At 61.0% G+C, this 14281-nt stretch carries 16 protein-coding genes; 10 read left to right on the top strand and 6 right to left on the bottom strand.

Features of this window, described 5'->3' with window-relative positions; genetic code table 11:
- Positions 1-6: 6 nt before the first annotated feature.
- Positions 7-597, top strand: coding sequence for a glutathione S-transferase (locus ILFOPFJJ_RS09690; protein WP_173510353.1), 591 nt, complete (start codon positions 7-9; stop codon positions 595-597).
- A 48-nt stretch (positions 598-645) separates the two neighbouring features.
- Here ILFOPFJJ_RS09690 and ILFOPFJJ_RS09695 read toward each other — a convergent pair whose 3' ends face one another.
- Positions 646-1284: an outer membrane protein gene (locus tag ILFOPFJJ_RS09695; protein ID WP_173510354.1), complete on the bottom strand. Its 639-nt coding sequence runs from the start codon at positions 1282-1284 to the stop codon at positions 646-648.
- A gap of 360 nt (positions 1285-1644) precedes the next feature.
- On the opposite strand from ILFOPFJJ_RS09695, the gene ILFOPFJJ_RS09700 reads away from it, so the two are divergent.
- The 5 genes from ILFOPFJJ_RS09700 (at position 1645) to ILFOPFJJ_RS09720 (ending at position 6022) form a co-directional block, all read left to right on the top strand.
- The gene (locus ILFOPFJJ_RS09700) at positions 1645-2409 is read left to right on the top strand and encodes an SDR family oxidoreductase (RefSeq protein ID WP_173510355.1); all 765 of its coding nucleotides are present in this window, start codon (positions 1645-1647) and stop codon (positions 2407-2409) included.
- On the top strand, positions 2406-4430 hold the full coding sequence (gene uvrC / locus ILFOPFJJ_RS09705) for an excinuclease ABC subunit UvrC (protein WP_173510356.1): 2025 nt from the start codon (positions 2406-2408) through the stop codon (positions 4428-4430). Before ILFOPFJJ_RS09700 ends, uvrC begins: the two co-directional genes overlap by 4 nt.
- A gap of 272 nt (positions 4431-4702) precedes the next feature.
- The gene (gene pgsA, locus ILFOPFJJ_RS09710; protein WP_173510357.1) at positions 4703-5290 is read left to right on the top strand and encodes a CDP-diacylglycerol--glycerol-3-phosphate 3-phosphatidyltransferase; all 588 of its coding nucleotides are present in this window, start codon (positions 4703-4705) and stop codon (positions 5288-5290) included.
- Positions 5287-5547: a molybdopterin converting factor subunit 1 gene (gene moaD / locus ILFOPFJJ_RS09715; RefSeq protein WP_173510358.1), complete on the top strand. Its 261-nt coding sequence runs from the start codon at positions 5287-5289 to the stop codon at positions 5545-5547. Before pgsA ends, moaD begins: the two co-directional genes overlap by 4 nt.
- Before the next feature lie 4 nt (positions 5548-5551).
- Positions 5552-6022 (top strand): molybdenum cofactor biosynthesis protein MoaE, encoded by a 471-nt coding sequence (locus ILFOPFJJ_RS09720; protein WP_173510359.1) that lies wholly within the window; start codon positions 5552-5554, stop codon positions 6020-6022.
- Here the strand turns inward: ILFOPFJJ_RS09720 and ILFOPFJJ_RS09725 are convergent, their stop codons facing one another.
- Positions 6023-6919, bottom strand: coding sequence for a branched-chain amino acid ABC transporter permease (locus ILFOPFJJ_RS09725; RefSeq protein WP_173510360.1), 897 nt, complete (start codon positions 6917-6919; stop codon positions 6023-6025). It abuts the gene before it with no gap.
- Positions 6920-6986: 67 nt separating this feature from the next.
- On the opposite strand from ILFOPFJJ_RS09725, the gene ILFOPFJJ_RS09730 reads away from it, so the two are divergent.
- On the top strand, positions 6987-7547 hold the full coding sequence (locus ILFOPFJJ_RS09730; protein ID WP_173510361.1) for a CGNR zinc finger domain-containing protein: 561 nt from the start codon (positions 6987-6989) through the stop codon (positions 7545-7547).
- Positions 7544-8047: a hypothetical protein gene (locus ILFOPFJJ_RS09735; RefSeq protein WP_173510362.1), complete on the top strand. Its 504-nt coding sequence runs from the start codon at positions 7544-7546 to the stop codon at positions 8045-8047. The genes ILFOPFJJ_RS09730 and ILFOPFJJ_RS09735 overlap by 4 nt, the downstream gene beginning before the upstream one ends.
- Before the next feature lie 73 nt (positions 8048-8120).
- Here the strand turns inward: ILFOPFJJ_RS09735 and ndk are convergent, their stop codons facing one another.
- Complete coding sequence (gene ndk, locus ILFOPFJJ_RS09740; RefSeq protein ID WP_011974973.1) at positions 8121-8543, bottom strand: nucleoside-diphosphate kinase; 423 nt, start codon at positions 8541-8543, stop codon at positions 8121-8123.
- Positions 8544-8803: 260 nt separating this feature from the next.
- Here ndk and ILFOPFJJ_RS09745 point away from each other — a divergent pair, with 260 nt between their 5' ends.
- The gene (locus ILFOPFJJ_RS09745) at positions 8804-9316 is read left to right on the top strand and encodes a DinB family protein (RefSeq protein WP_173510363.1); all 513 of its coding nucleotides are present in this window, start codon (positions 8804-8806) and stop codon (positions 9314-9316) included.
- Here the strand turns inward: ILFOPFJJ_RS09745 and ILFOPFJJ_RS09750 are convergent.
- On the bottom strand, positions 9257-11905 hold the full coding sequence (locus tag ILFOPFJJ_RS09750) for a non-ribosomal peptide synthetase (protein ID WP_173510364.1): 2649 nt from the start codon (positions 11903-11905) through the stop codon (positions 9257-9259). The genes ILFOPFJJ_RS09745 and ILFOPFJJ_RS09750 overlap by 60 nt on opposite strands.
- A 263-nt stretch (positions 11906-12168) precedes the next feature.
- Here ILFOPFJJ_RS09750 and ILFOPFJJ_RS09755 point away from each other — a divergent pair, with 263 nt between their 5' ends.
- Positions 12169-13248, top strand: coding sequence for a GGDEF domain-containing protein (locus ILFOPFJJ_RS09755; protein WP_173510365.1), 1080 nt, complete (start codon positions 12169-12171; stop codon positions 13246-13248).
- 139 nt (positions 13249-13387) lie between these two features.
- Here ILFOPFJJ_RS09755 and ILFOPFJJ_RS09760 read toward each other — a convergent pair whose 3' ends face one another.
- Both ILFOPFJJ_RS09760 and ILFOPFJJ_RS09765 read right to left on the bottom strand, forming a co-directional pair.
- Positions 13388-13672, bottom strand: a complete 285-nt coding sequence (locus ILFOPFJJ_RS09760) for a hypothetical protein (protein WP_173510366.1) — start codon at positions 13670-13672, stop codon at positions 13388-13390.
- A 74-nt stretch (positions 13673-13746) separates the two neighbouring features.
- Positions 13747-14031, bottom strand: a complete 285-nt coding sequence (locus ILFOPFJJ_RS09765; RefSeq protein ID WP_246299578.1) for a hypothetical protein — start codon at positions 14029-14031, stop codon at positions 13747-13749.
- Positions 14032-14281 lie beyond the last annotated feature (250 nt).

Here is a 14281-nt window from a genome sequence, read left to right on the forward strand (position 1 = left end):
ACTCGAATGAAGATACTCTATTCGCCTGCCTCCCCCTACTCGAACAAGGTCCGCATGGCCGCGCACCACCTGGGCCTCGACGCAGAAAGCGTGTTGACGGACACGAACGCCAACCCGCCGGAACTGATCGGCAACAATCCGCTGGGCAAGATTCCGACCTTGGTTACTGCGGACGGCAAGGCGATCTACGACAGCCGGGCGATCATGCATTTCCTCGACCGCGAAACCAAGGGCAAGCTCTATCCGAAAAACGCGGGCAAACGTACCGAAGTGGAAATCTTCGAGGCGCTTTGCGACGGTGTTTGCGACAGCCTGCTGGCGATCGTCTACGAGAAGCGCTTTCACCCGCCGGAGAAGGTGCACCAACCCTGGATTGACCGGCAATGGGAAAAGGTCGAACGCGGGCTGGATTACTTGAACGCAAACCTCCCGAAGACCGGAGGCAAGCTCCATGCAGGGCATTTCGCGCTGGCAGCCCTGTTGCGCTACATCGAATTGCGCTTCGCCGGCGAGTGGCAGCGAGGGCGGCCGAAGCTCAAGAACTGGCCGGCGAAGTTCGAAAAGCACTTTCCGGATTATTCTAATTTCAAGGCATAAAAAAAGGCCGGGTCACCCCGGCCTTTTCGCTGATGCTATGTCGGTCGATCAGAACTTGACGCCCATACCGACGCGGACGCTGTGCTCGTCGTAGCCAGACGTAACGGTGCTGCTGCCAACGTTGAAGTCTTTGGAGGCATAGTCCGTGTAACGGTATTCGACGCGTGCGGTGATGTTATCGGTGACAAAGGTCTCCGCACCGGCACCGGCCGTCCAGCCAACCATCGTGTTCTTGTCAGAACCATCCGGGGTCGAAAGCTTGGCCTTGCCGACAGCGAGACCGGCCGTGCCATAGAGGAGAACGGGGTTCACGTCGACGCCCACACGGCCACGGATCGAGCCGTTGACACCCTGCTCGACGCGACGGCCGCTGGAGTGAGAATCGTTGCCGGCATAGCCGATATCGGCTTCACCGCCGTAGACGATCTGGCCGCTCTGCACGTTGTAACCGCCGTAAAGACCGCCGCCGAAACCAGCGGAGGTGTTGCTGCCGGTGGCGTCAGCCTCGCCATGGTGCCAGTCGGCCGTGCCGCCGACATAGGCGCCCGACCAGTCCTTGGTCGCCGGTTCGGTGTATTCGGCAGCCGGAGCAGCCGGAACTTCATCGACGGCGTCTGCGGCGTGGGCGGCCTGCAAGGCAACGAAAGCCATGGCCGAAGCCATGAGGGTGGTGGTCAGCGTACGCATACTATTCTCCTTTTCAACCGATGCTCCGACGCAATTGTATCTCTGCGGAACACCGGACATTCTGTGATTAACCCGCCCGGTTGACCGGAAATTGGCCAGAAAATGCGGAATCTCAAGAGCTAAATTGTGAAATTTTAGCGGCACGAACACGGCCGAAATTGGATGTTGCCTTCACGACACAGGGTATTTGTTAACCATAGTTTTAGAATAACGAAATCTATACTATGATACTTCGAAATAATACAATTTATCCGCTTTGCATTAATTTTTCTGAAATGATTCCACCGGGAGAGTTTCAGGCCGGCCATTCTTGCCTATATCTTCGTCCAGCCAGAACAGGATTCGAGGGACGGGAAAAAGTTGACGAGAACACTCAAGGCGGCGCTCGTAACCGGCGGCGCCCGACGCATAGGCAAGGCAATAGTCGAGGATCTGGCCGCGCACGGCTTCGCAGTCGCCATCCATGCGAACGGCTCATTCGCCGAAGCAGAAGCACTGGCGAAGAGCCTCGCCGCGAATGCCGTCAAGGCTGTCGCTCTGAAGGCGGACCTCACCGATTCCGCCGCCGCGTCCCGGCTCATCGCCGAGGCGACGGCCTTGCTTGGTCCGCTCGACCTGCTCGTCAACAACGCCTCGGTCTTCAAGAAGGACAGCCTGGACGCGTTCGACGAAGAGGTCTGGGAACGCCACTTCGCGCTGCACGTCAAGGCCCCTTCCCTGCTTGCGCGCGACTTTGCCCGGCAGCGTCCGGATGACGTTTCCGGCCTTGTCATCAATGTCATAGACCAGCGCGTCTGGTCTCCAAATCCGCGCTTTTATTCCTATATGCTTTCCAAGTCGGCGCTGTGGACGGCAACCCAGACGATGGCACAGGCGCTTGCCCCGAATATTCGTGTCAACGGCATCGGACCGGGGCCGACACTGCCGAACGAACGGCAGAAACAGAGCGACTTTCAGGCGCAGGTCGACGCACTGATCCTCAAGCGCGGTCCGGCGCTCGACGAGTTTGGACGCGCGATCCGCTTCCTTTTCGACACGCCGTCGGTTACCGGACAGATGATCGCGCTTGACGGCGGCCAGCATCTTGCCTGGGAGACGCCGGATATTCGGGAGATAGTGGAATGAACGGGCAGACGCCCACCGATGGCGGCATCCTTTACGACGGCAGCGAGACCGATGAAGACGACGATCTGCTCGAGGTGACAGAAGGCGAGCGGCCGGCGCCAGCGATCGATTGGGCGGAGAACCACGCCGAGACGCAGGGCCTCAAGGGCGCGGACCTCATTCAGGCCTTCGTCAAGCTTTTGCCGAACGGCCCCGGCGTCTACCGCATGTTCAACGACGCCGGCGACGTGCTCTACGTCGGCAAGGCCCGCAGCCTCAAGAAACGGGTGAGCAACTACGCCCAGGGCCGCGGCCATTCCAACCGCATTGCGCGGATGGTTCGCGAGACTGCGAACATGGAGTTCGTCACGACACGGACCGAGATCGAGGCGCTGCTGCTCGAAGCCAACCTCATCAAGCGGCTGCGTCCGCGCTTCAACGTGCTGTTGCGCGACGACAAGTCGTTTCCCTATATCGTCGTCACCGGCGACAGCAGGGCGCCAGCGCTGTTCAAGCATCGCGGGGCACGCAGCCGCAAGGGAGATTACTTCGGCCCCTTCGCATCGGCCGGCGCCGTCGGACGAACGATCAACTCGCTGCAGCGCGCCTTTCTTCTGAGAACCTGCACGGACAGCGTCTTCGAGACACGCACACGCCCCTGCCTGCTCTACCAGATCAAGCGCTGTTCGGCGCCTTGCACCGGCGAAATCAGCGATGCCGACTATGCCGAGCTCGTCCATGAGGCAAAGGACTTTCTCTCCGGCAAAAGCCAGGCCGTGAAGGCAACGATCGCTGCCGCCATGAGCGAAGCCTCCGAGAACCTCGATTTCGAGCGTGCCGCGCTCTACCGTGATCGCCTCGCGGCGCTCAGTCATGTGCAGAGCCACCAGGGCATCAATCCGGCCGGCGTCGAGGAGGCGGACGTCTTCGCGATCCATCACGAAGGCGGGATTTCCTGCATCCAGGTTTTCTTCTTCCGCACCGGACAGAACTGGGGCAACCGCGCCTATTTCCCGAAAGCCGACCCGTCGCTTCCTTCGTCGGAGGTGCTCAGCGCCTTTCTCGCCCAGTTCTACGACGACAAGCCCTGCCCTCGACAGATCCTGCTCTGCGAGGCGGTCGAGGAGCAGGAACTGCTCGGCCAGGCGCTCACGGAAAAATCCGGCTACAAGGTGTCGATTCTGGTGCCTCAGCGCGGCGAGAAGAAGGATCTCGTCGACCACGCGCTCGCAAATGCGCGCGAGGCCCATGGCCGCAAGCTTGCCGAAACCGCATCGCAGTCGCGGCTGCTCGAAGGCTTTGCCAAGACCTTCCAACTGGAACAGGTGCCGCGCCGCATCGAGATCTACGACAACTCGCACATTATGGGGACCAACGCCGTCGGCGGTATGGTCGTCGCCGGTCCCGAAGGTTTCGTCAAAGGCCAGTATCGCAAGTTCAACATCAGATCGACCGACATTACGCCGGGCGATGACTTCGGCATGATGCGCGAGGTCATGACGCGGCGCTTCTCGCGCCTGCTGAAAGAGGAAGGCAAACCCGACCGCAGCGCCGAACCAGGCGATGACGGCGCATTCCCGGCCTGGCCGGACGTCATCCTGATCGACGGCGGCCAGGGCCAGATGACCGCGGTCCGCGCAATTCTCAAGGAACTGGACGTCGAGGATTGCGTGACCGCAATCGGCGTGGCCAAGGGTGTCGATCGCGACGCCGGCCGCGAGCGCTTTTTCGCCGAGGGGCGCGAAAGCTTCACGCTGCCGCCGCGCGATCCGGTTCTCTATTTCATTCAGAGACTGCGCGACGAAGCACACCGTTTCGCCATCGGCTCGCATCGCGCCCGGCGAAAGAAGGAGATGGTAAAGAACCCGCTCGACGAAATCGCTGGTATCGGGCCGACGCGGAAGCGGGCGCTGCTTACCCATTTCGGGACGGCCAAGGCCGTCTCCCGGGCCGGCGTCAACGACCTGATGGCCGTCAATGGCATCTCGGAGGCCGTCGCCCGACTCGTCTACGAGCATTTTCACGAGGACAGCGTGAAATAACTGCCCACAGCAGCCGCGCGCCTGATCGGACGCGCAAAGGCCGTTCTAGCGCCCTGACCTGCTGCGGAACTTTGTCCTCAAAACGATTCAGTGGCGGCGCAATTCAGCCTGCGTTCAGATGAAATCCGCCAAATATGACAACCGTTGTGCAATGTCCTGTTGACCTTATGGTCGCAAAGTCATTCTGTACACATGAAACCCAGAGGGGATGGGAAAGGTGGCCGCCGCTCCTTTCGCGTGCTGCTCTGCCGTCGTCCAGAGAAACCGAGTTCATGTCAACGCCCATTGCCTATAGTGTCCCGAACCTGCTCACCTATTTCCGCATCCTGATCGTGCCGCTGATCGTGCTTTGCTTCTTCATCGAGGGCCGGCTGCACAGCTCGGACTTCGCGCGGTGGACCGCGCTCGTCCTGTTCGTCACGGCCTCGATCACGGATTTCTTCGACGGCTATCTCGCCCGCATCTGGAAGCAGACGTCGAACATCGGCCGGATGCTGGATCCGATTGCCGACAAGCTGCTCGTCGCTTCGATCCTGCTTCTCGTTGCCGCCGACGGCACGATCGCGGGCTGGTCGATCTGGGCTGCGATCATCATTCTCTGCCGCGAGATTCTCGTGTCCGGCCTGCGCGAATATCTTGCCGCGCTCAAGGTCAGCGTGCCGGTGACGCGCATCGCGAAATGGAAAACGACCATCCAGATGGTGGCGATCGCCTTTCTCCTGGCCGGTCCGGCCGGCGACAAGATCGTTCCCTACATCACCGAAGCCGGCATCGTGCTTCTGTGGATCGCGGCTGCAATCACGCTCTATACGGGCTATGATTATTTCCGCGCCGGTTTGAAACATGTGGTCAATGAATGAGCACGGTCAGTCTCGTCTATTTTTCCTGGGTGCGGGAGCGCATCGGCAAGGGTGAGGAAACGCTGGAGCTTCCCGCGAATATCGTCACGGTTGCCGATCTGCTTGCGCATCTGAAAACGCTCGGCGAGCAATACGAGGCGGCACTCGAACACCAGAACGTCATTCGCGCGGCGATCAACCAGGAACATGTCGATCATGGCGAACCGATCGCCGGGGCGCGCGAGATCGCCCTCTTTCCGCCGATGACGGGCGGCTGAAGACATGAATGCCCCCGTCACCGTGCGCGTCCAGCGCGAAGACTTCGACCTCGCCGCCGAAGTCGCCTCGCTCTCCCGAGGCCGGGGGGACATTGGCGCGGTCGTGACGTTTTCGGGGCTTTGCCGCGATGAGGCCGGTGTGCTCGGCGCGCTTGAACTGGAACATTATCCCGGCATGGCGGAAGCCGAAATCGAACGCATTTGCCACGAGGCGATGACGCGTTTCGGATTGCAGGCGGCAACTGCCATTCATCGCTACGGCAAGATTATGCCGGGCGATAACATCGTGCTTGTGGTGACGGCCTCGCCGCACCGGCAAGCGGCGTTCGACGGCGCCAATTTCATCATGGATTTCCTGAAGACCTCCGCTCCCTTCTGGAAGAAGGAGCATCGTGCCGATGGCAGCACCGGGGGATGGGTCAGCGCCAAGGATGCCGACGACACGGCGCGGGCCCGCTGGTCTTCAAAGAACTGATCAGGGAATGACCTTTTCCCGGCGTGTCACGACCAGCACGATGACGAGAAAGCCGAAGATCGCGAAATCCCGCCAGAGAATCGGGCCGTAAGCGGACCAAAGCGTTTCAAGCAGACCGACGCCGGCGGCACCCAGAGCGGCAAGCAGCGGCGCCGTTTGCCCGCCGATTGCGGCGATGAACAAAACTTTGACGCCGAAGGTCAGGCCCGTGCCGAAATCCATGTTGCCATAATAGGAAGCGGCAAGGATTCCGCAGAACGCTGCGACCAGCGACGCGGTGCCATAGGCAACGATGTAGACGGTTGCGGGATCGACGCCGCATAGCGCCGCTGCCTCGCGGTCCTCGGACACGGCGCGCCAGTAGCGCCCGATAAAGGAGTGGGTCAGCAGGAAGTGCCCGCCCGCGACCAATGCCGCCATCAGCGCGGTGTTCAGCAGTTGAATGACCGTCAGCGTCACCGGGAACTGCGGATCGGGCCAGAACACGATGACACTGTTAAGGAACGGCGGCATCCATAGGCTTCGGGTGTCCGAGGCAAGACGCGCCGTTTCCATCAGCACTAGGAGGGTGCCAAGCGAGGCGACGACCACGGCGTTGGCCGAGGAGAAGGCCAGGGGTCGCATCACGTAGCGCCCTGCGACGAGCCCGGCGCCGAGTCCGAATGTCAGCGCCGCCGCCGCCCCGAGGCCAAGCGAAGCCGGCAGGACCAGCCAGAGCCGGTTCCAGCCGACATCCGCGAAAAGCACGAACATCTGACCGGCAAAAGCGAAGAGCGCGCCGTAGGTGAGGTCAGCCCTCCGTGTCACGGCAAAGGCGATGGCATAGCCGAAAGCAAGCGCCGCGTAGAGCGCCGCGACCGGCACGGCATTGGCAATCTGCTGAAGAAAATAGGCCATTGCACATCCATAGGGTGACAGAAGCAATATAACTGGTAAAATCAGTTTTACCAGTTAGGAATTTGGCATGACCTTCACCTGGACTGAACATAGATTTTCGGGCGGCGTACTGGCTTTGGATGTCGCGAATTCGGTGGTCCTGCGCTTCGATCCGGAACGCCGGGTCGATCGCTTCGCCGATGCCGCCGCGATGGACTCCTTTGCCGATGCTGCCAATCGATACGGCGTGGAAAGAGATCGTTTCGGCATGCTCGTTCCGGCTCGACCCGAAAACCGAGGGTCATTGATAGGATTGCGCGAGGCGACGGACCGGCACTTTCGAGCGCGAGCTCTCGCCGAAGACCGGCCGGAGCTACTGGCCGACCTGCTTGAAGCCATAGCCACCGTTCTGCGCCGGTCGGCCCACGAAGGGAACCATATCGCCTTGGACATCGCCACGGCGCACTCGGCACTCAGCCTCGCCGCCAATCCGGAGCCGGACCGGCTGAAAATATGCCCCAATTGCCAATGGCTGTTCCTCGATCGAAGCCGCAATAGGAGCCGGACATGGTGCGACATGGCTGTCTGCGGCAACCGGACGAAGGCGAAACGCCATTACCGCCGCAACAAAAAGGAAGCCCGCCCATGAAGAAATTCGCCATAATCGTGCTGATCGCCGCGGCGGCGCTTGCCGGGTGCCAGCGGGAAACCGGACCGGATCCGCTGAAGCTCACGGGCAAGATGTTCGTCTTCAACTACCGGCTGGCCTACGCCACCTACATGATCACGCTCAACAAGACCGAACCGGTGCCGGACGGCAGCATCGTGATCGCGCATTTCGAGAATCCGGCCGGCGGTGAGCCGCTGACACTCGAGCGAAAGCTCTTTCCGAAGCTGGACAAGGTGGTGCTGGAGAGTCCCGATATAAGCTGCGTCAAAAAAGAGAAGCCTTATGCGGTGACGATCGAGGTCAAGGGACCAAACGGTGCAACGCTCCAGAAACTGGAAACGACGGTGATTTCCGACGTCGACCAGGACATCCTGCCGGCAAAGGCATTGGTCGAGGGGCCGGCCTATGACAAGAACCCGGAGGTCTTCCGGGACGGCAAGGCACCAGCGCGTTTCGAGACTGCCACCTGCCCAACGTAAAAAACCGGAGCGTTGCCGCCCCGGCTTTGAAGAGTCGTTTCAAGCCTTTGCAGGCGGAAACGAAGAATGTGAATCAGCCGACGATCTCGGTGCCGGAGAACCAGTAGGCGATTTCCTCGGCGGCCGTTTCCGGAGCATCCGAACCATGAACCGAATTTTCGCCGATCGACAGCGCATGCACCTTGCGGATCGTACCTTCGGCGGCGTTTGCCGGGTTGGTGGCGCCCATGACTTCGCGGTTCTTGGCAATGGCGTTCTCGCCTTCGAGAACCTGAACAACGGTCGGGCCAGAGGACATGAACTCGACCAGTTCGCCGAAGAACGGGCGGTCCTTGTGTACGGCGTAGAAGCCTTCGGCTTCGCGGCGGCTCATCCAGACGCGCTTCGAAGCGACGACGCGCAGGCCGGCGTCTTCGAGCATCTTGGTGATGGCACCGGTCAGGTTGCGCTTCGTCGCATCCGGCTTGATCATCGAAAAAGTACGTTCAATCGCCATTGGCTCAATTCCCTTGTTTCTTGGAAAGTGGCGGTTCATTAGCCGCCAATTCCGTGCAAAACAAGGGGGCGCGGCGATGTTTCGACCCCGCCGGCGAGAGTTTCATGCCGCTGTCACGGAGCGTTCCAAACAGTCATGAGGCTCAAGCCAGCGTACCATCGGCAGGGCAGCCGCAGATCAATCAACAAATTTCATTGGTGGCATTCGACACCCGGATGCCGATTTACGCTAGGCTCAGGCGACTATAGGGGAGATCGCCGATGCTCGACCATTACCGCATGTTTGCCGATTACAACCGCTGGGCCAACCGGCGGCTTTACGCCGCCGCGGCTGAGCTCTTGGACACGGAGTACCGCCAGCACAAGGGCGCGTTCTTCGGCTCGCTCCATGGGACGCTCAATCACCTCCTGGCGGCCGATCGCATCTGGATGAGACGCTTCACCAAAGAGGGCGAAGCCCCCTCCGCACTCGACGCGATCCTGCACGATGACCTCGCGGCGCTGACGGCGGCGCGCGTGGCGGAAGACGAACGCATCATCGCCTGGATCGACGGCCTCGACGAAGCTCGCCTGGCAACGAAGGTCACCTATACGCCACTTAGTGCGCCGGGCGAAATCACCCAGAGACTCGGGCCGACGCTCGCCCATTTCTTCAACCACCAGACCCATCACCGCGGCCAGGCGCATGCAACCCTGACCGCGCTCGGGCGCCCGTCATTGACGCTGGACCTGGTTTTCTTCCTGCGGTCCGATGGCGAGAAGTGGGCGGATTGACGGAACCCGCCCGACGAACCGGTTCTGCCAATCGATGAGACCGCCGCCGTGCCTGGTCTGCGCCCAGAGTGTCATGAGATACCGCTGGGCAAGCCATGCCGCCATGCCGAGCGCTATCCCGCCGACGATCGAGCACAGCGAATAGGCAGCCGGCGACATCAATGGCTGCAGCGGAGGCAGCAGAAGCTCCGGCACGAAACGGTGCAGAATATAGATGTGAAAGCCGGCGGCCGAGATCGGCAGGATGAGCTTCGCAATCCATTGCGGCATCCTGATCTGCGGCAGGAAGAGCAAGGCAGCCAGAACCGGAATCTGCAGCAGATATTTGATCTTCGTCCCGATCCATACGCCCTCGTAGAGCCCGAAGAACAGGAAGGTGGCCGTTCCGGCCAGCATCAGCACGCCGCGCTCAAGCTTCGTCTCGGCAACAGCAGCGCACCAACCGATGACCGCCAGGTGGAATATCCACGGCAGCGTGAAAATCTGGCGGTTGCCCATATCGACCAGCAACGGCAATGCCAGCCGGCCGACGAGAGCTGCCGCGAGCAACGCCATTCCGAGCATGAAGGGCTTCGAGGCAGCCGCACGTCGGACCGATGGCACAGCGAACAATGCCGCAAAGACGACAAGCATCTGGCAATAGGCCTCGATGAACCAGTAGAGGTAAGGCACCATGCTGTGGCGTTCGGGATCGGCAAGACCGAGATTGCCAAGGAGGAAAACCGACGCCCAAGGTATCTCCCCCCAGGCAAGGGTGTAGCCCACCACGATCAGATAATAAGGCATCAGAATCTGCGTGAGGGGCCGCAGGAGGCGCAGCACCGCGCCCGATAGCAAGGCGCCGCGTTGGAAGCGCGCAACGCCGAAACCGGCAAGGATGACCATCGCCGCCGATCCGCCGGGGATGGGCCATAAGATCTCGTGGTGCAGGACGACGAGCAGGATCGCCAGTGCCCGAATGAGGAGATCGGTGCCGATCCGTCTGCTTTTGGTTTCGCGCTTTCCCAATGCCGCGAGTTCAGCGACCGACATCTTTTCCCAAGCCTCGGGGATTTCGCCGAGAAGCTTCTCCAGGCCGATCGAAAGCTGGACGAAACGCAGCGAGTCGCCGCCGAGCGAAAGGAAGCTGTCGTCGGACCGAACCTTTTTCGGGTAGAAGATCTGGTTGAAGAGCGCCGCGATTCCGTCTTCCTCCGCGACGGTCCCGGTGTCCTTCGTCATCGCGTTGCGGAGAGCCTGATAATCGATCTTGCCGGATGCAAGCCTCGGCAGCGCGTTGACGCGCGAAGCCTTCACCTGCAAGACGGTCAAACCACTCGCGGTGGCCAGGATGCTGCGGATGTCGTTGCGATCGCGCTCTCCCACATAGAAGGCGTGAACGCTCGTATCGTCGCCGACGACGGCGGCTGCGATGCCGTGTCGTTCGAGGGCGGCCTCCAAACCGTCGTGCCCGATGCGCAGGCCGGCGATCTTCGATATGCGCTTCGTCCGCCCAACGATCCGGAAGTACCCGTCGACGTCTCTCGTCGCCAGATCGCCGGTGCGCAATTCTGAAAGGTCGCAGCCGCGTGCGAGATCGGCGCGCGACGAGGCATAGCCCATCATCACGTTCGGCCCGCGATAGACAAGTTCGCCAGGCGTATCGGTGCCTGCGATCAATTGCCCCTCGTCACTCTCGATGGTCAGGCTACCGCCCGGGATGGCGATGCCGATCCGATCTTCCCTGCCCCTGAGGCGATCAGGGGGAACATAGGCCATCCGGGCGGTCGCCTCCGTCTGGCCGTACATGACGAAAAAGGAAGCGCCGCGTGCCGTGAGGTGCTCGTTGTAAAGGCGAATCTTCTCGGACGCCAATCTCCCTCCGGCGACGGTCATGAAGCGCAGATCGGGGAATTCCTGCTGGCGGAATCCTACTTTTTCCAGAAGTTCATAGGAATAGGGAACGCCTGAAAGATTGGTACTGCCGCTTTCCGCAAGTCCATCGAGAAAGCCGTCATCCAGAATGGAGCCACCCGGGACATAGAGGCTTGCACCGACCGACAGGTGGGCATTCAGCACGGAGAGGCCATAGGAATAGTGGAACGGCAGAATGAGGCAGGCTCGATCCGAGGCGGTGAGGCCGAGATAATCGGCGATCGAACGGGAGTTCGACTGAATGTTCGCGGCGGACAGTCTCACGCATTTTCCGTGGCCGGTGCTGCCGGATGTCGAGAGCAGGACCGCGAGATCCGGATGGATCTGCAAATTGCTCCCCGGCAGACGTTCTGTTCGCCATCGGCCATCACAACGGCGATAGCAATATTCAGGCTCGAGAATTTTTCGATCGGGGGTACCAGGGCCCTGGATGGCAATCGCATGTCCGGCGCTGAGCGCCGCGAGATAGGCGATGATTGCGTGCTCCGAAAGGTCGGCCTCCAGCATCACCAGTCCTCGCTCGCCGCGCCAGGATGATGCCTGACGATCGACGCGCGCGGCCAGTTCGCGATAGCTTATTGTCCGCTCTCCGGGAAACGACAGCGCCGGCCGCTCGTCCCAGGCAGCCAGGTTTGCAGCAAACAATGGAAATTTCGACAAATCGCCTGCGCTCAAGACCGCCTCCTATTTCAGCAAGGCGGCATATAATTGCTGACTCAAGCAGTCAAGTATAAGAACGCAACCGAAAGCGGCTACTCCTGTGACGATCGGTGCGGCAAACAGCAGCACACGACCGCCTCTCTGCAGAGGATCATGTTTCAGCAACCATATCGTGCATTTTCCTTCCGCTGCTCGGGCGTATTCAGGATCTCTTAAATTCGCGCCGGGATAGTGCGAGGCGAGTTCGGCGAGTTCGACATTGGTATCAAGGCACCGCAATGACCCAGCATTCTCCACCACCGCGCGACCGATCGCAGGCACGAAATGCGGCGATCATCCAAAAACTGGCGCATTCGATGATGCGGCTCGGCGTGGCTGCCCTCCCCCGTAACTACGAGCTGATTTATGAAGCTCTGTCCGGCCACATGCCGCAACTGTCGCACGATCTCGCAACGCTTGGTCCGGAGCCGACGCAAGAAGCTCTGGATTACCTTGGCATCAAGCACAAATTGATCGGCCACAGCGCGCTTGCGGCAGACCGCGCGCGGGCAGAGGCGCAGGCGGCGCTCGGTGAGTTGATGGCGATGTTCCGCGATGCATCGGCACGAAAGTATGCCTTCAGCGATCAGATGAAGCGGTTCGTCTCCCGGCTTTCCTCCGATCCGGTCGCAACCATGTCGGAGTTCGCCGACGAAGCGGCGCTGTTGCGTGATGCCGCGGGGCTGCTGATGAATGAGGAAAACGCGCTTCGCGCGGCGCTGGAGACGCTTACGCAACGCTTGGCCGAGCTCGAAGGCGATCTGGAAGAAAGCCGCATGGCCCTTAATCGGGATCGACTGACCGGCCTGCCGAACCAGGCGGCCCTTTCAAAAAAACTTGCAGCCCTATTTGACGGTCCGCCGTCGGGTCAGTCCGCCGCACTTGTTCTGGTGACGGTTGAAGGATTGCGAGATCTTGGCGAGCAGCATGGGGGCGCGCTCGCTCAAAAGGTATTGAGCAAGCTCGCCACCTCCTTCCGCAAGACGATCAAGAAAAACGATTTCGTCGCGCGCGTCGGCCCACAGGAATTCGCGTTTGTCTGCGATAACGTCACTGCCGAGCACGCAGAGACGATCGCCCGGCGCATCCACCAAAGCGTCACCAATCTGGCGATCACGCCACCGGGCCGGGCTTTCACGAGCGAAACACTCTCCCTTTCCGCCGGCATTGCACTCGCGTCGGCCGCAGCAAGTGCTGCAGAGTTGCTGGGCCAGGCTGAACTTGCCTTGGCCGCGGCGCGCACGCAGAGAGGCATTCAGGTCTACTCGGCAGACATCAACAGGACCCACGGCAAGACCTATGTGGCGGATGCGGCCTGACGGCGCCGCTTCAATCATGCAGCAACCGTTACCTCGATTTTCTTGTCATGGACTCACCTCACAGGTGTTGCCAAAACATGAAACGACCCGGCTCCGCGCGCAGCGGGACCGGGTCGCTCGGCTCGCCTCTTGGCGTGGATTAGCGGTTGTCCTGATCGGTTTCACCGGAGACGTTCACGACCGCGCGGCCATTGGCAATAGCGCCGGTCGACGCCGCATCGACGGACTTGTTATCCACACCAGCATAAAAATCACCGTTGTCGGCGGTGCTCGCCGAAACACCGGTGCCGGCGGAGGCTGCCGCGCGCCCCGTGAAAAGCGGCGTCGAACTGACGCCCTCGTAATAGCTGCCGCCAGCGCTCGCGGTGGAGGCGCCGCCAGCCACGGCGGCGGCAACGAGAAGGGCTGCGATTGATTTGGTCATAGGATTGTTCCTTGCTGAAAAAAATGCGGGCGCGGCGCTCTCACACCGTGCCCGCTCTTGGGAGGCGGCCTGCCTTAGCGGCTGATGCCCTGGTAATATTCGCCTTCACCGCCCGGAACGACGGCCGGCCTCGAACCGTAGTCCGACACAGCGCCGGTGGAGGTGCGGTCGAGGGAGCCGTTGTAGCCGCCACGGACGGCCGAGGCTTCACTGCGCGCCTTGGGTGCGCGGTCGGTAAAGAGCGGCTTGTCGCTGACACCTTCATAGTAGCTGCCGCCGGCGAAGGCGGCGGATGCGCCGCCGAGAACGGCAGTGGCAACCAGGGCTGCAGCAAGCGCAGTATGAATTGCATTTCTCATGATCATCACTCCTGAGCGGTCGTTGCTTGAACGACGATTTCGTAAAGACTACCTCTGGCCGGACCGGTCTTCCTTCGAACGCGGCGGCCTCGCCGATGGCGTTCGACCCCCGGTCCGGGTAATCGGAAGAGCATGGGAGTGCTCTTCGCCGATAGATGTGGTCCCTCATGATGATGATGTGAAGTATTGATTATCGGAACACCTTGTCCACGATTCGATAACAATCCCCTCTTGAAAACAGCAAGCGGGA

This window comes from Sinorhizobium psoraleae (genome assembly GCF_013283645.1).
Classification (GTDB): domain Bacteria; phylum Pseudomonadota; class Alphaproteobacteria; order Rhizobiales; family Rhizobiaceae; genus Sinorhizobium; species Sinorhizobium psoraleae.